General features: G+C 67.7%; 18 protein-coding genes. 10 read left to right on the top strand and 8 right to left on the bottom strand.

From position 1 onward, the window contains the following. The first annotated feature begins 2 nt into the window (after positions 1 to 2). Positions 3 to 602, top strand: a complete 600-nt coding sequence (locus WAS25_RS12210) for a thymidine kinase (protein WP_422312462.1) — start codon at positions 3 to 5, stop codon at positions 600 to 602. A 167-nt stretch (positions 603 to 769) separates the two neighbouring features. Next, positions 770 to 1,960, top strand: a complete 1,191-nt coding sequence (locus WAS25_RS12205; RefSeq protein ID WP_422312460.1) for an acyl-CoA dehydrogenase family protein — start codon at positions 770 to 772, stop codon at positions 1,958 to 1,960. Between the two features lie 70 nt (positions 1,961 to 2,030). Here the strand turns inward: WAS25_RS12205 and WAS25_RS12200 are convergent, their stop codons facing one another. Then, positions 2,031 to 2,459, bottom strand: coding sequence for a universal stress protein (locus WAS25_RS12200; protein ID WP_422312458.1), 429 nt, complete (start codon positions 2,457 to 2,459; stop codon positions 2,031 to 2,033). 116 nt (positions 2,460 to 2,575) lie between these two features. Between WAS25_RS12200 and WAS25_RS12195 the strand changes: the two genes are divergently transcribed. The 3 genes from WAS25_RS12195 to WAS25_RS12185 are packed head-to-tail and all read left to right on the top strand — an operon-like array spanning position 2,576 to position 5,779. Continuing rightward, a complete protein-coding gene (locus WAS25_RS12195; RefSeq protein ID WP_422312456.1) occupies positions 2,576 to 3,274 on the top strand; it encodes a pirin family protein in 699 nt (232 codons plus the stop codon). 10 nt (positions 3,275 to 3,284) lie between these two features. Beyond that, entirely contained in the window at positions 3,285 to 4,151 is an 867-nt protein-coding gene (locus tag WAS25_RS12190; RefSeq protein ID WP_422312454.1) for a pirin family protein, read from the top strand. A 53-nt stretch (positions 4,152 to 4,204) separates the two neighbouring features. Then, positions 4,205 to 5,779 carry a methyl-accepting chemotaxis protein gene (locus WAS25_RS12185; RefSeq protein ID WP_422312452.1) on the top strand — a complete coding sequence of 525 codons (1,575 nt, stop codon included), beginning with the start codon at positions 4,205 to 4,207 and terminating at the stop codon, positions 5,777 to 5,779. A 3-nt stretch (positions 5,780 to 5,782) separates the two neighbouring features. Here WAS25_RS12185 and WAS25_RS12180 read toward each other — a convergent pair whose 3' ends face one another. Beyond that, positions 5,783 to 7,174: a replication-associated recombination protein A gene (locus WAS25_RS12180; RefSeq protein ID WP_422312450.1), complete on the bottom strand. Its 1,392-nt coding sequence runs from the start codon at positions 7,172 to 7,174 to the stop codon at positions 5,783 to 5,785. A gap of 55 nt (positions 7,175 to 7,229) precedes the next feature. Between WAS25_RS12180 and WAS25_RS12175 the strand changes: the two genes are divergently transcribed. The 4 genes from WAS25_RS12175 (at position 7,230) to WAS25_RS12160 (ending at position 12,328) form a co-directional block, all read left to right on the top strand. After that, positions 7,230 to 8,552, top strand: a complete 1,323-nt coding sequence (locus WAS25_RS12175) for a hypothetical protein (protein ID WP_422312448.1) — start codon at positions 7,230 to 7,232, stop codon at positions 8,550 to 8,552. Between the two features lie 53 nt (positions 8,553 to 8,605). Further along, entirely contained in the window at positions 8,606 to 9,793 is a 1,188-nt protein-coding gene (locus WAS25_RS12170) for an alanyl-tRNA editing protein (RefSeq protein WP_422312446.1), read from the top strand. A gap of 7 nt (positions 9,794 to 9,800) precedes the next feature. Further along, the gene (locus WAS25_RS12165; RefSeq protein WP_422312444.1) at positions 9,801 to 10,961 is read left to right on the top strand and encodes a cysteine desulfurase family protein; all 1,161 of its coding nucleotides are present in this window, start codon (positions 9,801 to 9,803) and stop codon (positions 10,959 to 10,961) included. A gap of 110 nt (positions 10,962 to 11,071) precedes the next feature. Then, positions 11,072 to 12,328 carry a hypothetical protein gene (locus tag WAS25_RS12160; RefSeq protein WP_422312442.1) on the top strand — a complete coding sequence of 419 codons (1,257 nt, stop codon included), beginning with the start codon at positions 11,072 to 11,074 and terminating at the stop codon, positions 12,326 to 12,328. 21 nt (positions 12,329 to 12,349) lie between these two features. On the opposite strand, the gene WAS25_RS12155 is transcribed toward WAS25_RS12160, so the two are convergent. Further along, entirely contained in the window at positions 12,350 to 13,321 is a 972-nt protein-coding gene (locus tag WAS25_RS12155; protein WP_422312440.1) for a YheT family hydrolase, read from the bottom strand. A gap of 25 nt (positions 13,322 to 13,346) precedes the next feature. Next, positions 13,347 to 13,895 carry a hypothetical protein gene (locus WAS25_RS12150; RefSeq protein WP_422312438.1) on the bottom strand — a complete coding sequence of 183 codons (549 nt, stop codon included), beginning with the start codon at positions 13,893 to 13,895 and terminating at the stop codon, positions 13,347 to 13,349. 182 nt (positions 13,896 to 14,077) lie between these two features. On the opposite strand from WAS25_RS12150, the gene WAS25_RS12145 reads away from it, so the two are divergent. After that, positions 14,078 to 16,327, top strand: coding sequence for an NADP-dependent malic enzyme (locus tag WAS25_RS12145; protein ID WP_422312436.1), 2,250 nt, complete (start codon positions 14,078 to 14,080; stop codon positions 16,325 to 16,327). A 47-nt stretch (positions 16,328 to 16,374) separates the two neighbouring features. On the opposite strand, the gene WAS25_RS12140 is transcribed toward WAS25_RS12145, so the two are convergent. From WAS25_RS12140 to WAS25_RS12125, 4 genes are read right to left on the bottom strand one after another with little or no spacing between them, the layout of a single operon-like run. Further along, on the bottom strand, positions 16,375 to 16,965 hold the full coding sequence (locus WAS25_RS12140; RefSeq protein ID WP_422312434.1) for a DUF4136 domain-containing protein: 591 nt from the start codon (positions 16,963 to 16,965) through the stop codon (positions 16,375 to 16,377). A gap of 34 nt (positions 16,966 to 16,999) precedes the next feature. Beyond that, positions 17,000 to 17,794 carry a SirB1 family protein gene (locus tag WAS25_RS12135; protein ID WP_422312432.1) on the bottom strand — a complete coding sequence of 265 codons (795 nt, stop codon included), beginning with the start codon at positions 17,792 to 17,794 and terminating at the stop codon, positions 17,000 to 17,002. Further along, entirely contained in the window at positions 17,794 to 18,285 is a 492-nt protein-coding gene (locus tag WAS25_RS12130) for a hypothetical protein (RefSeq protein WP_422312430.1), read from the bottom strand. Before WAS25_RS12130 ends, WAS25_RS12135 begins: the two co-directional genes overlap by 1 nt. After that, positions 18,285 to 20,840 (bottom strand): SpoIIE family protein phosphatase, encoded by a 2,556-nt coding sequence (locus WAS25_RS12125; protein ID WP_422312428.1) that lies wholly within the window; start codon positions 20,838 to 20,840, stop codon positions 18,285 to 18,287. The genes WAS25_RS12130 and WAS25_RS12125 overlap by 1 nt, the downstream gene beginning before the upstream one ends. Between the last annotated feature and the right edge of the window lie 12 nt (positions 20,841 to 20,852).

The following is a 20,852-nucleotide window of genomic DNA, read 5'->3' as shown; positions in this document are numbered from 1 at the left end:
CAATGTTCGTGCACCAGCGCCAGGGTTCCCTGGAGGTGATCTGCGGCCCCATGTTCTCCGGCAAGTCCGAGGAACTCATCCGCCGCATCAAGCGGGCCCTCATCGGCAAGCAGAAGGTCCAGGTGTTCAAGCCGGCCCTGGACGACCGCTACGATGCCTCCGCCATTGCGAGCCACAGCCAGCGCAAGCACGAGGCCATTCCGGTGAAGGACACGGTGGAACTGGCCCGCCTCCTAGACCCCGAGGCCCAGGTCGTGGCCCTGGACGAAGTGCAGTTCATGGACGATGGCCTCATCCCGATCATCGAGGATCTGGCCAACCGCGGCGTGCGCGTCATTGCCGGGGGCCTTGACCAGGACTCTAACGGTGAACCCTTTGGCATCATGCCGCTGCTGCTGGCAAAGGCGGAGTACGTCACCAAGCTTCAGGCCATCTGCATGGTCTGTGGGGCCCTGGCTGGTCGCACCCAGCGCATGGTGCACACGGGAGGGCAGGTGCTGGTCGGAGCAGCCGAGGCCTACGAGGCCCGCTGCCGCCACTGCCACGAGGTGCCCCACGCCACGGGGGACCGGCTGCTGGAGGACCTTACCTCCGGGTCGTGATTTTCCAGATCGTCAAGCTGATGGGCGACATGACAGGCATCCTCCCGGTGGAGCGGGATGCGCCCCTGGCCCGGTTTTGACGCAGCGGTAGACTGGCCCCGGCGCGCTGCTGCAGCGCTGATTCTGTCAACCAACGCCCGAGGCTTCAGGGCATCCAGGAGGTCCCCATGGCTGGCGCCTACGCCACCTTCACCCACATCACCGACTACATGGGCTTCGAGGGCCTGCTCACGGACGAAGAGAGGATGATCCGCGAGTCGGCGCGCAAGTTCATCAATGCGGAAGTCCTTCCCATCATCGAGCAGCACGCCCAGGCCCAGACCTTCCCCAAGCACCTCATCCCCATGATGGGCGAGCTGGGCTTCTACGGCCCTTCGCTGCCCGAGGAATACGGCTGCATGGGCGTGTCCAACGTGGCCTATGGCCTCCTGATGTACGAGCTGGAGCGCGGCGATTCGGGCCTGCGATCCTTCGCCTCCGTGCAGGGCAGCTTGGTCATGTGGCCCATCTACGCCTACGGCAGCGAGGAGCAGCGGAAGCACTGGCTGCCCAGGCTGGCCACCGGCGAGAAGATCGGCTGCTTCGGCCTCACCGAGCCCGATTTCGGCTCCAACCCGGGGGGCATGCTCACCAAGGCCGTGCGCGAACCCGGTGGCAAGTGGCGCATCAACGGCACCAAGATGTGGATCACCAACGGCACCGTGGCCGATGTGGCCGTGGTGTGGGCCCAGACCGAGGACGGCATCCGCGGCTTCCTGGTGGAGAAGGGCACCCCCGGCTTCAGCGCCCCCGAGATGAAGGGCAAGTGGAGCCTGCGCGCCAGCACCACCTCCGAGCTGGTGCTGGAGGACGTGATCGTGGACGAAGCCACGTCCCTGCTGCCCAACGTGAAGGGCCTGAAGGGGCCGCTGGGCTGCTTGACCCAGGCCCGCTATGGCATCGCCTGGGGTGCCCTCGGCGCCGCGGACGCCTGCTACCAGTGCGCACTGGACTACGCCAAGAGCCGCATCCAGTTCGACAAGCCCATCGCCAGCTACCAGCTTCAGCAGGAGAAGCTGGCCTGGATGGTCACCGAGCTCACCAAGGGGCAGCTGCTGGTGCATCAGCTGGGCCGCCTCAAGGACGCCAAGACCTACACCACCGCGCAGGTCTCCATGGCCAAGATGAACAACGTGAACGTGTCCCTCGAGATCTGCCGCAAGGCCCGCACCATCCTGGGCGCCAACGGCATCCTCGACGAGTACCCGGTCATGCGCCACATGGCCAACCTCGAGAGCGTCTACACCTACGAAGGCACGCATGACATGCACACCCTCATCATCGGCCAGGAAGTGACCGGGATTCCGGCCTACCGCTAAAGGTTGGTGCTGGCGCAGAAAAGCAGGCCATCCGGCCCGCTTTTCTGCGCATGGGTGAAGACAGCCCCAGTTATTTTGCCTTCTCCGTGCACACCACCAGCACGTCGCAGGGCGACAGGCGCACCACTCGTGCAGCGGTGCTGCCGAAGAGCAGGCGCTCCAGGGTGGAGTGGCCCACCTGGGCCACCACCAGCAGGGTCTGGGGATCGGCCTCGGAGACCAGCTCCTCCGCCGGGCCGCCCCACTTCACGATGGCGGAGGCCCCGGCATAGGGCCTGATCCAGGCTTCCAGCTGCTCCCGGGCGTGGTCCTCCATGGTGTGCAGCCAGGCGGGGTCGGGCAGGGCGATCTGGGCTTCCGGCAGCATGGGGGCGGGTGGCTGCAGCACGTGCATGGCCACCAGAGGCACCCCGCACTGGGTCGCCCAGCTGCCGGCCCGTTCCAGGGCCTGTTTCGAGGCTTCGGAAAAATCCACCCCCACCAGCACCCGCGTGATCATGGCGACCTCCGATCGGACACCTCAAAGATAAGTCATGGGTCTTCAATGAACCGGGATTTTTCTGGTGGGGGCTTGTAATACGAGTTGTAACACCTAAAATGGACACGGGAGGCAGCATGATCACCCTTCGTCCTTCTGATTCCAGGGGCCACTTCGATTTCGGATGGCTGGACACCCATCACACCTTCTCCTTCGGCGACTACTTTGAACCGGAGCATGAGCAGTTCCGGGCCCTGCGGGTCCTGAACGAGGACCGGGTCCAGCCCGGCAAGGGCTTCGGCACCCACGGTCACCGCGACATGGAAATCCTGACCTGGGTGCTGTCCGGGGCCCTGGAGCACCGGGACAGCCTGGGCACCCATGGCGTCATCCGGCCCGGAGAAGCCCAGGTCATGAGCGCGGGCACGGGCATCCGGCACAGCGAGCTCAATGCCTCGGCCACGGAGCCGGTCCACTTCCTCCAGATCTGGATCCTGCCGAACCGGCAGGGCCTCCCGCCCCGCTACGACCAGGTGGCCTTCCAGGAGGCGGATCTGCGCAACCATCTGCGGCTGATCGCCAGTTCGGATGGTGCCGACGGCTCCGTCCGGCTGTTCCAGGATGTGAAGGTCTTCGCCGCCCGCCTGGACGCTGGGTGCGGGGTGGAGGTGGCCATCCCGGCAGGTCGGGCGGGCTTCCTTCAAGTGGCCGCGGGGTCCGTCACGCTTCAGGAGCGGCCCCTGAACGCTGGGGACGGCGCGCGCATCGAAGGAGAACCGTCCTTCCAAGTGGAGGCTGGAACGCCGGCCGAGATCCTGTTCTTCGACCTTGCCTGAGGAGCTTCCCATGAGCCCCAAACCCGTCGCTTCCCTCGTGACCGGCCTTCCCACCCAGGACGGCAACCGTGTGCCCCTCGTCCGGCTGGTTCCGGGCCGGGGGCAGCATGGCAGCGAGGCCTTCCGCGCCATGGACCCCTTCCTGCTCATGGACCACTTCGGCCCCATGGTGCTGCCGCCGGGCACGGATGCGGGCTTCCCGCCGCATCCGCACCGGGGCTTCCAGACCCTCACCTACCTCATCCAGGGCGCCTTTCGGCATCGGGACAGCACGGGCGGGGCCGGACTGCTGCGGCCCGGCGGCGCCCAGCTAATGAACGCGGGCGCGGGCATCGTCCACGAGGAGATGCCTGTGCCTGAGCAGCTGGAGACGGGCGGGCCCATCGAAGGGGTCCAGCTCTGGATCAACCTACCGAAGGCGGACAAGGGGAGCCAGCCCGGCTACACGGACCTGCAGCCCGAGAGTCTGCCCTGGACGACCCTTCCGGGCGGTCGCATTCGCGTGCTGGCGGGCACCTTGGCCGGCGTCACTGGCCCGGCCCACACTCCCGCCCGGATCGCCTACGCCCACCTGGAACTGGAGGCGGGCGCGTGCTTCCAGCAGAGCGTCCCGGAGGGCTGGACTGCGGCCGTGGTGCCCCTGCATGGCTCCGTGCGCCTCGAAGGCACCGAAGTGCCCGCGGATACGGTAGCCCTGCTAGGGGTGGGCGACTCGCTGGCGCTGGAGGCCACCATGCCGGTGAGCCTCATGCTGCTGGCGGGCGAGCCCCTCCGCGAGCCCATCGCCCACTACGGACCCTTCGTGATGAACACCCGGGAGGCACTCGAGCAGGCGGTCCTGGACTATCAGCAGGGGCGCATGGGCCACCTGGACTGAACTGGAGTCCTGGGGCAGCCTGCCGATAGAACGGCAACCATGAAAGGTCAGGCATGTCCGAGTTCGCCCAGAGACCCGCTTTGGATGGCACCAGGCCAGGCGCTGCGGACCAGCTCGGTCGGGATCTCGCCGGTCTGGAGAAGGTGATCAATCATTCCGCCGCCGGAGCCGCGAGGACCTCCGTGCGGGTGCAGACCCTGGCGCGGGAGATCGATCAGATCCTCGCAGGCACCCGCTCCATGCAGGAGACCCTGGACGACCTGGGGGGGAACATCTCGCTGTCGGCCATCGCCACGGAGGAGGCGGCCGAGTCCACTCGTCGCATGGCAGACCAGACGAATCAGGGCCGCCAGGAAAGCGATCAGGCCGTGGCCACGGTACGACATCTCCAGCAGCAGACGACCGTGACGGCCGAGCGCCTGGAGTCGCTGCTGGGGCACATTGTGAAAGTCAACGAGGTGTCCCAGGTCATCGGCGAGATCGCCGACCGCACCGGAATGCTGAGCCTCAACGCCGCCATCGAGGCGGCCCATGCCGGGGCTGCGGGCCGCGGGTTCGCCGTGGTGGCCGAGGAGGTCCGGAAGCTGGCGGATCGGACGTCGCTCCAGACCCAGGAAATCGCCACCCTCCTCGAAGCCATCAGGAAGGACCTGGATCCGGCGCGGGAGGCCATGGAGCAAAGTCTGGGGCTGGCCGCCACCACCCGCACCCAGGTCGAAGCTGTCGAGAAACGCCTCTCGGAGATTGCCGACCTGGCAGAATCCACCGCCGGGAATGTGTCCAGCCTTGCCAGGACCGCCACTGAAGAGCAGGAGGCGGCCCAGACCCTGGTGGAGGCCTCGGGGAGGCTGCTGGAGTCCACAGGCACCTTGAAGTCCGCGGCCGAGGCCGTGGCCCAGGATGCCTTCGCGGTCACCTCGCTCACGGAGGAAGGCCACCGCCACCTGGCCGCCTACGACACAGGCTCCCTCTTCCATCGTGCCCTGGGCCTGGCCCGGGACCTCGCCACCACCAGCGCCACCATCCTCGAAGGTCCTGTCCAGGATGGGCGCATCAGCGCCGAGCAGCTGCTGGCCCTCGACTACACCGAGATCCGAGGTTCCGAGATCCAGAGCCTGTCCCGGTTCTTCAACGTCCTGCGGGTGCCCCCGGAGGGGTTCACTCCGCCCAAGTTCCGCACGGCCTATGACGGCCTGGTGGACCGGACCCTGCAGGAGGCCTTCGACCGCGTCCTGGAGCAGGAGCCGCGGCTGACCTTCGCCCTGATCATCGATTTGAACTCCTACGGCCCCTCGCACAACAAGGCCTTCGCAAAGGACTGGACCGGTCAGCCGGACAAAGACCTGGCCGGCAACCGCGTGAAGCGCTTCTTCACGGACAACCGGGTGCTGGTCCGCGGTGCGCGGCACGGGCTGGGCGAAGCGGCCGAGGCTCTGCCGGATCGGGTGGATCGGGCCACCTTCCAGCGGGTGGCCGATCTCAGTGAGAAGGCCGCCAGCCGCCAGGAGTTCCTGGTGCAGACCTATGCCCGGGACACTGGCGCCATCATCACCGTCCTCACTGTGCCGCTCTTCGTCCGGGGCCAGCGCTACGGCGTCAGCCTCCTGGGCTGGAGCAGCGACGGCTGAGGTTCAGACGATGGGTCTCGCCTCGAGTCTCCGCTGCAGCGTGAAGCGCCCCGAAGCCAGCTTGCCCAAGGCCCGGGCTAGGGCCTCTCGGCTGCAGGCCAGTTCCCCGCTCCAGGCTTCCAGCGGGAGCTCACCCCCCTCCGGATGGGCGTCCACCCAGGCCTGCCAGAGGGTGGTCAGGGCCCTGATCTCGGGTTCCTGGCGATCCCGCCAGCTGCGCTCCTGGGGCCGCTTCGGCTCGTAGAAGGCGGTGCCGCGCAGCTTGTCGGGCAGGAAGGCCTGCACGCGGTCGTAGTCGTCGTGGGAGTAGTGATAGCCCGCGCCACGCCCCGCCTTGCGGGCCGTGGCCGTGTGGGCGTCGCGGATGGCCTCGGGAATGGGCGCGTCGTCGGCCGCCATCGCCGCGTCCACGGCCAGGATGGTGGCGTTGCTCTTGGGGGCGTTGGCCACATAGATGATGGCCTGGGCCAGGGGGATGCGGGCCTCGGGCCAGCCGATCTGCTCCACGGCACGGCTGGCGGCCTCGCAGAGGAGGAAGGCTTGTGGGTCCGCGTTGCCCACGTCTTCGGCGGCGCAGACCATGAGGCGCCGGGCGATGAAGCGGGGATCCTCGCCGCCGCGGATCATCCGGCTGAGGTAGTAGAGGGCGGCGTCGGCGTCCGAGCCGCGCAGGCTCTTCTGGAAGGCGCTGGCCAGGTCGTAGTGGCCGTCGGCGCGGTCGAACATCATGCGGCCGCCCAGGGCGCCCTGGAGGGACTCCAGGTCCGGTTCGGGCATCTCCAGCCAGGTCTCCAGGCCTGACAGGGCCGAGCGGAGGTCGCCGCCGGCCCAGTTCGAGAGCCATTCGAAGACCTGCGCCGGTTCGGGCTCGGCGCCGCGCTCCCTGGCCCAGGCCCGCTTCAGCACGATCAGAATGTGGGCTGGCTCCAGGGCCTTCAGGGCGATGAGCTGGCAGCGGCTGCGCAGCGCCGGATTCAGGTAGAAGGCCGGGTTCTCCGTGGTGGCGCCGACGAGGATGGCCTCCCCACGTTCGAGGTAGGGCAGCAGGATGTCCTGCTGGGCGCGGTTGAAGCGGTGTATCTCGTCGAGGAACACCACGGGCGGCACACTGCGGAACAGCGGCATCTCCCGGCTTTCCGCCAGGAACTTCTTCAGTTCCGCGGCGCTGCCGCTGACGCCCGAGAACTCGATGAAGCCGTGGCCCGTGGCCTCGGCCAGGATGCGGGCCAGGGTGGTCTTGCCGGTGCCGGGCGGGCCCCACATCACCATGGAAGGCAACCGCCCGCCCGCCGTGAGCCGCGTCAGAGCGCCCTTGGGACCGAGCAGGTGCGCCTGGCCCACCACCTCGTCGAGGGTGGTGGGGCGGAGGCGTTCGGGGAGGGGGATGTGGGACATGGCGATCCTTCCAGCCTATCGCGTACGATGAGCTCTGTCCCTCCAGCGAGCCCCGATGCACCGCATACATGCCAACCTCATGATGCTTCCCCTGTTGCTCTGGGTGTCCGAACCCGCAGCGCTCGCGCAGGAGGGGCCGGCCAACCCGCCAAAGGAGCCTGGCTCGGTGAGGGCATCCGGCATCCGCCTCTTCCTCGATGCCCAGCAGGTATTCGTGGATGTGAACTTCCTCCGCACGGAGATCACCTGGGTGGATTGGGTTCGGGATGCGAAGGATGCCAATGTGCACCTGATCCTGACCTCGCGCCCCACGGGCAGTGGGGGCACATCCTTCTCCCTCCGCTTCATTGGCCTCCAGGGATACCAGGGGTTGGATGATGCCTTCGTGAGCGCCACCCCGGGCGTCACCACGGCGGACGAAGTTCGCCGCAGCCTGGCCAGCCAGATCGCGCTGGGCCTGGCGCGGTATCTGGTTCGGGAGCCGGGTTCCCAGCACTACGGAGTGGTGGCCCACCGGGCCGAGGCGATGCCGCCGCAACCCACGGTGGATCCCTGGGACAGTTGGGTCTACCGGATGGGGGTCAGTGGATTTGCCAATGGGGAGTCCCAGTACTCCTCCATGTCGACCTCTGCAAACCTCGGCGCCAGCCGGATCACGAAGGAGGACATCTTCCGGGTCGGCCTCTCCGGAAATTGGAACCGGAACCGCTATGTCCTCTCCGACGGGACGCTCGACACGCGGATGGAGAGCTACAACGCGAGTGGTCTGCTCGCGCAAGGCCTCACGGACCACTGGACCAGTGGTTTGATGTTGGATGCGGACCGCTCAACCATGACCAACCTGAAGGGTTCGATCCGGCTGGCAGGTGGTGCGGAGTACAACGTGTGGAAATACTCCGAGGCCAGCCAGCGCCAGTGGACTTTCCGCTACGAATTGGGCGTGAAGCGGGTCCGCTACCTGGAAGAGACTTTGTTCGGGAAAACCAGCGAGACCCTCCTCGACCACGCCCTGATCACGACCCTCACGCTCAACCAACCCTGGGGCTCGGTCAATGTCTCGATGAGGGGCTCCACTTATCTGAACGATTGGAGCAAGTCCAGCCTTGGCCTCTTCAACTCGCTCTCGTTGAAGTTGGGGCAAGGGTTTTCCATGAACCTGTCCGGCAGCTATGCCCGGGTGCGTGACCAGCTCTCCCTGCCCAAGCAGGGTGCGACGCAGGACGAGGTCCTGCTTCGCCTGCGTCAACTGCAGACGAACTACAGCTACTTCGTGAGCCTTGGCTTGAACTACACCTTCGGGTCCATCTTCAACAACGCCGTGAATACGCGCTTCGGGGGAGCCGGCGGCGGGGGGACCACCATCATCATTTCGCAGTGACCGGGCTGGAGCTTCCAAACCTTGGCGCGGGCTATGATCAATCGGGTGATTCCATGACGTCGCTTCCTGCCTATGAACGAGATGCCAGGGCTGTGGTCCTGGAGACCCTCATCCTGCGCTGTGCCGAGGAGGAGGGACGACCCTTCGCCATCCTTGAAGATACCGTCTTCTATCCGGAGGGCGGCGGTCAGCCCTGCGACTTGGGCACCCTGAATGGCCTCGCCGTGGTGGATGTCCAGAAGCGCGAAGGCGAGATCCGGCACTACCTGGCAGCGACCGTGCCCGAAGGCCCCGCGTCGCTTCGGCTGGACTGGCCCCGCCGCTTCGACCACATGCAGCAGCACACGGGCCAGCACCTGCTCACGGCCGTGGCCCAGGACCAGTTCCACTGGGAGACCACGGCCTTCCACCTCGGGGCGTCGGTTTGTGACATCGAACTGAGTGCGCCCTCGATCTCCCCTGCGGAGATGGCCCGCCTGGAAGAAGCGGTGGCCGAGGAGATCCGCGCGCGCCGGGAGGTGACGGCCCGCTGGGTGAGCGCCGAGGCCTATGGTCAGGAGGCCGTGCGCTCTAGGGGCCTGCCGGTGGGCCACATGGGCGACATCCGTCTGGTGCAGATCGCAGGCCTGGACCTGAACACCTGCGGTGGCACACACCTGCGCCACACGGGCGAGATCGAGGCCCTCAAGCTGCTGGGCACGGAGAGCATCCGTGGGGGGACGCGCCTCTTCTATGTGGCTGGCAGGCGCGCAAGGCTCCGCCTGGAGGTACATGAACAGCGCAACACGGTGCTTCGCACCCTGCTGGGGGCGCCCGACGAGGACCTCGTCGCCGCCCTCCAGATCAAGCTGGACCAGCTGCTGGCCCTGGAGCGCCGCGGCCGGAAGCTGGAGGATGAACTCGCCGAATTCCAGGCGGCCGCCCTGGCGGCGCAGCCCGGAGCCCTGGCGGAAGCCCACTTCGAAGGCCGGGACATGGCCTTCCTGCAGAAGCTGGCCCGGGGCACCCTCGCCCTGGACGCCGCCAAGGCCGTATTCCTCACGGCCGATCTCGGCGGGCAGGGAATCTTCCTGTTGAGCGCCGGCCAGGGCTCGAGGCTGGACGTCCCGGTCGCCGGCAAGGCCGTGGCGGCCATCCTGGGCGCCAAGGGGGGCGGCGCTGGCAAGAGCTTCCAGGGGAAGGTTCCGAACTTCAAGGCGCGGGAACAGGCCTTGGCTGCCCTGCGTGAGATGGAACGATAGCCCAGCCATGGACCTGATCTACCTCGACCACAACGCCACCACGCCCCTGGATCCCGAGGCCTTCGAGGCCATGCGCCCCTGGTTCACGGAGCGCTTCGGCAATGCCAGCTCGGCCTACGCCCTGGGCCACCTCTCGGATGGCGCGGTGGTCGCGGCGCGGGAGCAGGTGGCGGCCCTGGTAGGCTGCACGCCGGCGGAGATCGTCTTCACCAGCGGGGGCACCGAGAGCCTGAACCATGCGGTGAAGGGCGTCTGGGAGGCCTTTCCAACCAAGCGCCACCTGGTCACCACCACCGTGGAGCATCCTGCGCTGCGGGCCCTCGTGGCGTGGTGGAAGGGGCAGGGTGGCACGGTCACGGAGGTGGGCGTCGATGCCGAGGGCCAACTCGATCTGGCAGCCCTGGAGGCCGCAATGCGGCCGGACACCGCCCTGGTGGCCGTCATGGCCGCCAACAATGAGTCCGGCGTGCTGTTTCCCGTGGCCGAAGCGGCCCGCCTCGCCAAGGCCCGGGGCGCGCTCTTCCTGGTGGATGCCACGCAGGCCGCCGGGAAGGTCCCTGTGGACGCCGCGGCCTGGGGTGCGGACCTGCTCTGTCTCAGCGGCCACAAGCTACACGGACCCAAGGGCACGGGCCTGCTCATGATCCGCCGGGGTGTGCGTCTGAAGCCGCTGATGCTCGGTGGTTCCCAGGAACGCGGGCGGCGGGGTGGCACCGAGAACGTGCCGGGCATCGTGGGGCTTGGCAAGGCGGCCGAGCTCGCGGTACTCAGGCTTCCCGCGATGGAGGGCGTGCGCAGGCTGCGGGATGACCTGGAACTGCGCCTGCTCTCCGAGATTCCGGAGACCCGCATCCACGGTCATGCCGCCCCGCGCCTGCCCAACACTGCCCTGGTGGGATTCGCGGGCCTCGAAGGCGAGGCGCTCCAGCTCAGGCTCGGGGAGCACGGCATCTGCGTCTCCACAGGCAGCGCGTGCAGCACCGGCATGCGCGAGCCCAGCCACGTGCTTCGCGCCATGCAGGTGCCGGAGACCTACGCCACCGGCACGGTGCGTTTCAGCCTGGGGCGTGCCACCACCCCGGCCGAACTGGGCCGGGTCATGGACCTGCTGCCGGGCCTAGTCGCCGGACTGCGAGAAAATCCCACTTTCAAGCGCCAGGCGCGGTAATTGCCCAGTATCATCCTCGAATTGATTGCCTTTGAGATCTCCCAGGGCATTGCCAGTCGGGCACCCTCCCTGGGGATGCATTCGAGAGAAGTTGGCGGAAGGGACATGTCATGGCCATGGAAAGCCTGAGGCGCCTCGCGCAAAGCCTCCGCCCGGGCAAGGCCAAGGCGCTGACGCCCTGGCGCACGCCCGTGACCCTGGATCGAGGGGCCCTCGGAGGAGCCTGCCTGGCCCTGGACGGGCATGGCCACGGGGCGGCCCTGTGGGAGAGCGGCGGCCGGCTCTGGACCATGCCCATCGGGCCCCACTCGGCCCCGGGCATCGTCCGCCTGCCCCTTGGCGAAGGGACGGAGCCCCGCATGCTCCTGAATCCGGAGGGACGTGGGCTAGCTCTCTGGCAGACAGTGGCCGGGGAGGAACGGCAGGTCCTGGGCAGGATCCTGGGCGGCGCGGAGGGTGCATCCCAGACCCTCTACCGGACCCAGGGCTTGATCCATCACCTCCAGGCGGCCGTGGACCGGCGCGGCAACACCCTGGTGGTGTGGCTCCTGGAGGCGGACGGGCGCTTCGAGGTGATGGCCCAGTCGTTCGATACCCGCGGCCAGGTCTGGGAGCAGGCCCCCACCACCTTGGGCTTCCCCACCGCCGGGATGGTGGAGCCGCGCCTCGCCGCCAATCACCGCGAACACGCCATGGTGCTCTGGGAGGCCGAAGGCGACGGCCAGGAGGGGCTCGTGGCCAGCCACTACTGGCCATCAGATCGCATCTGGTCCGACCGGCCTGTGCCCGTGGTGTCCCATGCCACGCGCCACCACCAGGTGGCCATGGACGACCTGGGGAATGCACTGGCGCTGTGGGTCCATGCGCCGCGGGGCCAGCGGAGCCACCTCGAAGCCAGCTACTACGATGGCCAGCGTTGTGAATGGGGTGCGCCGGAAGCGCTCAGCTCGGCCCAGACCTTCTCGCATCCGCGGCTGGTGATGAGGGGCGATGGCATGGCGGTGGCCGCCTGGTGCCAGGCGGAGGGCCACGGTGCCTCGCGGCTGATCACCAAGGACTTCGCGAGGGGGCGGTGGGAAGAGGGCGTGGAGTGCCTGGAGCTGGGCCAGGCGCCCGTCCGGGAATTCGGACTCGACCTCGGCCCGGAAGGGAAGGCCGCCCTGATCGCCGTGCAGCATGGCGCCGAGGGGGACTGGGTGACCGCCCGCCTCCGGCAGGGCTCCTGGGGCGAGGCCTTCACCCTGGCTCCCGCCTCGTCCCAGCCGTGTGCGCTTCCCCAGGTCCGCCTCTGTCCTCAGGGGGCCTCCGCCATCTGGGTGCAGGGAACAGGCCGGGACGGGAAGCTGATGCTGGTCGAGACTTGGTGACCCTCTATCTCCCTGGCCTTGCTAGTCCAGCAGCTGCCGTGCGTAGTGTCCGATCGCATAGGGGAGCCACCGATGCCCCGGGAGATCCCGGCTGAGGTAGCCCATGTGGCCCCCGTGGGCCTCGAGATGGAGATGCACGCTGCTGGAGGGATGGGATTCGACGGCGTGCCGCCAGGGGATGAAAGGATCGTCCTTGGCCATGAGCATCACGGTGGGAACGGTGATCTTCGCCAGGTGATGCCGGGCCGAACATCTGGTGTAGTAGTCGTCGGCATTCTGGAAGCCACCGGCCCTGGTGGTGTAGGCGTCGTCGAACTCGCGCAGGCTCATGAGGGGCCAGGTCCGGTAGCCATCCTGGATGAGGCCATCCTCCACCCGCTGGCGGATCGCCGCGCGGCAGCGCCGGATGAAGCGGAGCTCGTACAGGCGGCTCAGGCCGCTGTGGATGGACTCGGCGCAGGCGCCCAGGTCCACGGGCGGGTTGACGGCGATGGCGGCGTCAGGTCGCGCAGCCGGATGGGAAAGGCCGCCGCCCAGGTTCAGCAGCAGGGCGTTGGCGGAGAGGGAGTAGCCGATCGCCAGCTGGCGCAGGCCCGGGTGCCGTTCGCGGGCCGCGGCGAAGACGGCCCCCAGGTCATCGCCGGACCCGCTGTGGTAGGGCTTCCGGGCCAGACCCCGCCCCTCGCCGCAGCCCCGGTGGTTGACGGTCCAGACATGGTGGCCCAGGGCGCGGGCCAGGGCCACCGTCCGCAGGACGTAGTGGGCCTGGTCGTCTCCACCCAGGCCATGGAAGACCAGCGTCAGGATCGGCTGCTCACCGGGGTAGTGGCGCGCCGCGAGCTGATCACCGTCCGGCAGCGCGATGCGCAGGGGCACGGAGGGATGGCCGGGCGGTTCCCCGGGGAGGTAGTTGCCCAGGATCGTCTGCAGGTGGCCTGAAGGCGCCCACCACGGAGGGCGGCAGGGCAGGGGCGGCGGGGCGAGCTGGCGCATCGTTCCAGTGTGGTCCACCCGCCCGTCACTCCTTGCGCTTGAAGACGAGCTTGTAAGAGAAGGGATTGTCCAGTTTCGGGTGGGTGTAGGTGACCTGCAGGGCCAGGGAACTGCCGTCCTTCCGCATGGAATAGACCTGCTTCAGCACATAGCTCTCGGCCGTGAGGGTCTGCACGAGGGTCGGTCCCTGACCGCTGAGCGAGACCTTGAAGGTCTCGCCATCGCTGCGCTTCCAGGCTTCCTCCGTGCCGTCGAAGGGCGTGTCGATGGAACGCTCCTTGTCGGGAGTCACGGAGAAGGTGCCGCCGGCCAGGATGTCGAGCTGGCCGTACGATCGGCAGGCCGACTGGAGCTTCTTCTTCCAGACCAGCCTGAGCCCGAAGTTCAGGTCCTTGAGGTGGGACTCGATCTGCTCGTCGATCTTGTCACTTTGTGAAGCGTGCAAGGTCCATTCGCCGTCCCAGGCGACCTTGGCCTCCTTGGCAGGTTCGACCTTGGCGGGGGCCGGTTTGGCTTTCTGGGCGCAAACGGGAAGGGCCAGGAAACAAGGCAGCAGCAAGGCATGGACGCGCATGGGGACCTCCAGATGGAGCCTACGCCCGCCCATGGACTTCTGGAAGTTTTGAAAACAGTCCATGTGATCGGTGCAACAAAGGAGGGGATTGATGACCTTCCAGGAAAGATCGCGTGTGACGAGGTGTAAGCTGGGGGCATTCAGCCCACAGACAGGGCACTCATAATCCAAGGAGTGTGGCCATGAAGAAACAGGAAGCCCTCGATTACCATTCGATGGGACGGAAGGGGAAGATCGAGGTCATCGCCACGAAGCCCTGTTCCACCGCCCGCGATCTGTCCCTCGCCTACTCCCCCGGCGTTGCCGAGCCCTGCCTGGCCATCGAGAAGGACCCGGAGCTGGCCTATGAATACACCGCCAAGGGCAACCTGGTGGCTGTGATCTCCAACGGCACGGCGGTGCTGGGCCTCGGCAACATCGGCGCCCTGGCCGGCAAGCCCGTGATGGAGGGCAAGGGCGTGCTCTTCAAGCGCTTCGCCGACATCGACGTGTTCGACATCGAAGTGAACGAGCTCGACATCGACAAGTTCTGCCAGGTGGTCAAGGCGCTCGAACCCACCTTTGGTGGCGTGAACCTGGAGGACATCAAGGCGCCCGAGTGCTTCGAGATCGAGACCCGCCTCAAGAAGGAAATGAACATCCCCGTCTTCCATGACGACCAGCACGGCACCGCCATCATCAGCACGGCGGCCCTGATGAACGCCTCCGGGATCGTGGGCAAGAAGCTCGAGGACATGAAGGTGGTGTTCAGCGGCGCTGGTGCCTCCGCCATCGCCTGCGCGGACATGATGATCGCCGCCGGCGTGAAGCTTGAGAACCTCTGGCTGTGTGACACCAAGGGGCTGGTCTACACCGGCCGCACCGAGGGCAACAACAAGTACAAGGACAAGTTCGCCAAGCCGAGCGAGTGGCGCACCCTGGCCGACACCATCAAGGATGCCGACGTGTTCGTGGGCTGCTCCAGCAAGGGCGCGCTGTCGCCCGAGATGCTGCTGAGCATGGCGAAGAACCCCATCGTGTTCGCCCTGGCGAACCCCGATCCCGAAATCGACTACCCCACCGCCAAGGCCACCCGCGACGACATCATCCTGGCCACGGGCCGCAGCGACTACCCCAACCAGGTGAACAACGTCCTGGGCTTCCCCTTCATCTTCCGTGGCGCCCTGGACGTGCGCGCCTCCGAGATCAACGAGCCCATGAAGCTGGCGGCCGCCCAGGCGCTCGCTGCCCTGGCCAAGGAGGAAGTGCCGGATTCCGTGGTGAAGGCCTACTCCGGCCAGAAGTTCACCTTCGGCCCCGACTACATCATCCCCAAGCCCTTCGACCCCCGTGTGCTCCTCTGGGTGGCTCCGGCCGTCGCCAAGGCCGCCATGGATACCGGCGTGGCCCGCAAGCCCATCGCCGACATGAAGGCCTATGTCGAGCGCCTCGAGGGTCTCCAGGGCCGCAGCAAGGACGTGATCCGGAGCGTGGTGCATCGCGCCAAGGAGAACCCCAAGCGCGTGGTCTTCCCCGAAGGCGACCATCCCCTGATCCTCCAGGCCGTCTCCCAGATGGTGGACGAGGGTATCTGCATCCCGATCCTGCTGGGCGATCCTGCAAAGATCAAGGCCGTGGCCGCCGATCACGGCATCGGCCTCGAGGGCATCGAGATTCTCGATCCCGGCACTGTGGCCTGGCGGAAGGAAGCGGAAGACGCCTTCTATGACCTGCGCAAGCGCCGCGGCGTCACCCGCTTCGAGGCCAGGCGCCAGATCCACCGCCGCATCTACTTCGGCGCCATGATGTGCCGCCTGGGCAAGGCCGACGGCCTCATCGCCGGTCTGACGATGTACTACCCCGAGACCATCCGACCCTGTCTGGAAGTCATCGGCACCCGCAAGGGCGTGAAGAAGGTCTGCGGCGTCTACACCATGGTCCTGAAGAACCGCGTGCTGTTCTTCTCCGACACGACCATGAACATCGAGCCCACGGGCGAGGAGCTGGCAGAGATCGCCATGCTCACCTCGGATCTCGTGAAGGACACCTTCAACATGGAACCCAAGGTGGCCATGCTCTCCTTCTCCAGCTTCGGCAGCGTCGAGCACCCGCTGGTCCGCAAGGTCCAGAAGGCGGTGGAGATCATCAAGGCCACGCGCCCCGAGCTCAAGTGCGACGGGGAAATGCAGGCCGACACGGCCCTGGGCGAAGGCATCCTGGCCGAGAACTACCCCTGGGTGGACCTGCCGGGTGGCCCGAACGTCCTGATCTTCCCCGACCTGACCAGCGGCAACATCGCCTACAAGCTGGTCCAGCGGCTGGCCGGAGCCGAAGTCATCGGCCCCATCACCTGCGGCATGGCGGCCCCTGTCCACGTCCTGCAGCGGCACAGTGACCTGCATGACATCATCCACCTCACGGCGCTCACCGTCGTCGAGGCGCAGCAGAAGTAGGCCGTTCTCATTGGAGCAGCGGGGGCCCATGGCCCCCGCTGCCTGTTTTAGGGCTGAGCCGGGAGTGGTCGCATCAGCTGCTGCACGGCTTGTTCGATGCTGAGGGGGTGCCCATCGGGACCCTTCTCCCGGTGGTCGAGATTCGCCTCGCCCTGCCAGACGGGACGGCCGGAGCGGCGGTCCTGCAGCTGCACGATGACGGTGAAGGTGCCCCTTGCGCTCCCCTCCCGCTCCGCGGCGGCATCGCCACCGGCCTCCGGGCCGCCGCGGCCGCCACCGCGAGGGCCTTCGCCACCCCCGCGGTGGGAGCTCTTGCCAGGGTGGTTCCCGCCGCCCTCCGGTCGGCCCCCGGTCAGGACGTAGACGGCCACCCACAGATCAGCCTCTGCCGTCGGGACCAGCCGGTACTTCCGCGCTACCAGCTCCGCCTGCACGGCCTGGAGGTGCAGGTCAGGGTTCAGCGGCCGCATCCCCTCCCGGATGAGGATGCGGTCCCTCCGTGGATCGGGGGCCACCGTTGCGTAGTGGCCGGACTGGTAGGCCGGGTCCACATCATAGACGAACCTGGGATGGGCGCACCCGGCGGCGGCTAGCAGGGTCAGAGGATGCAGCCAGGACCATGGGGGTGTGGATCGCATGACGGAAGGATGCCCCCAGCCGGGCTGGCGTTCCTCAGGATTGTTCGATCTGGGCCAACCAGGCCTGGATCTCGGGATCGGGGTCCGGGCTCAAGCGCAGGGCCTCCCGCAGGTCCAGCAGGGCCGGTCCGGGCTCGTCGCGCTGGAGGTGGATGAAGGCGCGCTCCTTGTGGACCCTTGGGTTGCCGGGCTCGAGCAGGATGAGGTGGGTTCCGGTCCAGAGGGCTTCTTCCCAGTCCTCGGCGTGCATGAACCGCAAGTGGAGGTTCCTCACCAGACGGATGAGGGTCTCCCGGTTGGTGGCGGGCTTCAGCATGTCGCGCTGGAAGGCCACCCGCCCCGCAGTGGCGGACTTCACCAGCGCCGCCCCGAGTTCTTCGCCCACGGCCCGGCCTTTGTGGAATGGATCGAAGCAGAGGAGGCCGAAGTCCGTACGCAGCGCGGCGATGTAGTGTCCGGGGAGGCCCACGCCCACGGCATCGAAGCCCATGCGGCGGGCCAGGTCCACCCACAGGATGGAGAGGGAGATGGGCAGGCCCTTCCGGCGGGCGATGACGGCCGGCAGCAGGGCGTTGAGGGGGTCGTCGTAGGTGTCGCGGTCGCCCTCGAAGCCCAGCTCCTCGAAGAGCAGGTGGTTCAGGGCGTCGATGGCCTTGTGGGTGTTCCAGGGCAGGGGCATGCGCCCGGCAAGGGTGAACGCCCACTCGTTCAACTGCATGGACACCTGGTCGGGATCCGGGTCGTCCAGGGCCGGAGCCACGGCGTGTACCGCCCCTTCCGCCAGGTTCACGCAGGCAGGATCCTCGCGGAGGTAGTCGAGCAGGGACATCAGGCGCGCCGTCGGATCACCGAGCGGCCCACCAGCGCCAGGGCCACCAGGCCGACGGCCACCCAGACCCAGGTCAGCCAGGAGCTGGTCGCAGCCTGGACCTTCCTGGCCTCCTCGGCCTTGCGCGAGTTCTCCTCGAGCGACAGCTTGGACTGCGCTTCCCGGGCGTCCTTCACGGCCTTGTCCGCGGAATCGCGGGTGGCCTTGAGCTCCTTGGCCACGGATTCCTGCTCCTCCTCGGCGCCCAGAACGGCCACCTGCCGGGGGGGAGTGGCCGGCGGACCGAAGCTTGCCGGAACGGCCTCGCCTTCCTCCTGGAAGGCGGCGGGGGACTGGCTGCCTTCGATGGATTCCGTGAGCGCCTGGATGTCCTCCCGGAGGCCCACCAGCACCTGGTTCTGCCGGTGGAGCTGGGCACCCTGGATCCAGAGCAGGCCCAGCTGGAGGGCCAGGAAGGTCGGAATGAGCCATCGAAAGGGTGAGCGTCGCACTAGGCCTCCCTTCCCAGGATAAACAGGGTCCGGTCATCGCGGTTCTGGGTATCGAAGGCGGCGACGTCGTGGAAGACCGCCTCACAGGCGGCGCGGGGGCTGCCCGTCCCCCAGAGGCGGCCCAGCTGGGCGCTGAGCCGCTCCAGACCGTAGAGCTCGCCGTCCCGGTTCATGGCCTCAGAGAGGCCATCACTGTAGAGCACCATCCACCCCTTGGGTGGGAGCACCCCTTCGATGACCTGCCAGTCGCCTGGGCCCGCGGGCCGCAGGCCCAGGCCGCGACCATGGGGGACCACCTCGCGGTGGCCGTCCCCACCGGGGGCCTCGAACACCAGCGCTCCGGGATGGCCAGCTCGCGCCAGCCGGTAGTTCCCGGCGTCGTCCCACTCCAGCAGGATCAGCGTGAGGAAGCCCCGGTGGCCCAGCAGCTGCCTCAGGGTGAGGTCCAGCGAGCAGAGGATCTCTTCCAGCCGCTGGTGCTCCGTCTGGGCGGCCTGTTCGAGCAGGGCCGTGGCCTGGGCCATGTAGAGGGCGGCGGCGAGGCCCTTGCCGCAGACGTCGCCCACGGCCGCCAGCCACTTGCCGCTGGGGCGACGCTTCACGAAGAGAAGGTCGCCCCCGGTCTCCAGGGCCGGCTCCAGGCGCAGAGCCACATGGAAGCCGGGGATGGGCGGCACGTGGGAAGTGACCAGCCCTTCCTGGATGCGCCGGGCCGTTTCCAGCTCCTGGCTCAGACGCTCCTGGGCCACCAGCCGTTGGTGCATCACGGCCGTCTCGATCACCTGGCCCGCAGCGAGGGCCACCTCCCGCAGCAGCTCACGGTCCTCGCGACCGTAGTTCAGCTCGGCGTACTTTCCACCCAGGAGCACCACGCTGTGCGGGCTGTCACCGGCGAGGATGAGCAGCAGCAGCTGAGCTTCCAGGGCATCCACGTGGGCCCGCAGGGTGCCACCCTGCTCCCGGATCCAGTCCGCCTCCTCGCTGCCGAGCCCCAGCACCAGCTCGCGGTTCTCCCGGGCCAGGCGGAGGAGGCCCGGGGGGATCCGGAGCGGCTGGGGCGGGAAGTACATCCGGCGGTCCTCCCGGTCCGAGGCCTCGGCTGCGGGCAGCAAAATCTGGCGGTCCTCGATGGGCAGGATCTCGAGCAGCTGGGGCTGGAAGGCTTCGCCCAGGGCGCGGCGGAGAGACTTGACCAGGGACTCCTCACTGAAGCGCTTCCTGGGCTCGCGCACGGCGCTGAGGGCGATGTCGCGGGTGCTGGAGAAGTCCCGCCGGAACCGGCGCCGGATGCCCTTCAGCAGGCGCCGCAGGGCCCAGCCGAGCGGCAGGGCGAGGACGCCGATGAGGGCCCCGGCCCAGCCGGGGGGAATCGCCGAGAGGTGGGAGAAGGCCCAGGCCAGGCCCCCCAGGTAGGCCGCCACCGTGAGCGCCAGGATGGCCATGTAGCTCACCCAGCGCAGCAGCACCTTCTGCACGTCGAAGAGCCCATGGCGGAAGATGGCGTAGGCGAAGCTGATGGGGATGAGCGGCGCCGGCAGCATGAAGATGAAGATCTGGCGACGGAACAGGAGGCTGTTCCCGTACTTGGCCGACAGGATCGTCCAGGCCAGCAGGTCGAGGCAGATGGCCGCCGTCACGATCAGGGAGGGCAGGAGGGCCTTCCGGAGGCGTTCGGGCGCTTTGAACGTCCCGGCGATGAAGAACCCGAGGCCGGTGAGCGCGGCCGCGATGTAGAGCGGAATGGCCACGAACCCGAAGGCGTTGAGCACGAGCTTCAGCAGGCCCTCGGGAGGCTTGCCGGCGAGGGTCCTCAGGACGCCGTCTCCCGCGATGGCCCAGAAGCGGACCAGCACCTGCACCAGGGCCAGCAGGGCGAAGGTCCCATAGACGGACTGGAGGAGGCGCCGATGCTTCCGCCATTCGGAAGGGTGCGGAAAACGCAGGAAGAAGTGGATCCAGAGCGGGGGCAGGAGGGCCGAGGCGACCCCGGCCATGAGCGTCACCAGCACCAGCATGACCACGGGCGGGTTGCCGGAGATGGCCGCCCCCGACATCAGCAGGACCGTGGCCGCCAGATAGAAGAAGTGGCGGGAGGATTTCCGCTCGGGGGCCGAGAGCACCACCAGCAGGCCCACGGCCCAGGCGAGGATGCCGTTCGCCAGCAGCGCCAGCTGCACCCAGTCGAGGGGCTTCACCAGGCGGATGGGCAGGAGGATCTGGCGTCCCTGACGCTTGACCGTGTAGATGAGGATGGCGCCTTCAGGCTTGCTGTTGATGAAGCGCTGGGCCCTCTGCGTGCCCTCCAGGGTGGCCTCGTAGGCCCGGCCCTGGATCTTCACCAGTTCGTCGCCCTCGAGCAGCCCGGCCTCTTCGGCCACGCCATCCGGCAGGATCTCCCGGATGACGATCTTTCCGTTCTCCACCACCCAGGAGCACTGGTCATCCGAGCCCGCGTAGACCCACTGGTTGAGGGCGAAGGAACCCAGGGCCAAGGTCAGGCACGCGAAGCTGATCCACAGCAGGCGCCACCGGATGCGTTTCAGGTAGGGATTCATGGAGCCTTTGTG

Origin of the sequence: Geothrix sp. (genome assembly GCF_049292215.1) — a bacterium.
Classification (GTDB): domain Bacteria; phylum Acidobacteriota; class Holophagae; order Holophagales; family Holophagaceae; genus Geothrix.
The sequence above is the reverse complement of the archived record's forward strand: the minus strand, read 5'-3'. Positions and strand labels throughout refer to the sequence as shown.